The 338-nt window shown below is 24.6% G+C and carries 1 pseudogene; it reads left to right on the forward strand.

The features are described 5' to 3' along the window. Positions 1-338: pseudogene (locus IMK15_RS06355) on the forward strand (IS3 family transposase); the annotation flags it as partial.

Here is a 338-nt window from a genome sequence, read left to right on the forward strand (position 1 = left end):
AACAAGGTATTAACTGAAAAAGAAAAGATTAAACAATTAGAAGAGGAAGTGCTTTATCTAAAAGCTGAGAATGAATACTTAAAAAAATTAAGAGCTCTAGTTCAAGAAAGGGAGCTAAAAGAGAAGAAAAAGTAAGAGTAATAGCTGAACTTAGAGCTAAATATCCTTTCAAAATGTTACTAAAGATTGCTGGAATATCAAGATCTGTATATTATTACCATATAAATAAAAAAGATAAAGATGAAAAAAATATAGGTATTTTTGATAAAATAAAAGAAATTTACTATGAAAATAAAGGAAGATATGGTTACCGTAGAATAACATTAGAATTAAAAAAT

It is taken from the genome of Sneathia sp. DSM 16631, from assembly GCF_014892235.1.
Taxonomy (GTDB): domain Bacteria; phylum Fusobacteriota; class Fusobacteriia; order Fusobacteriales; family Leptotrichiaceae; genus Sneathia; species Sneathia vaginalis.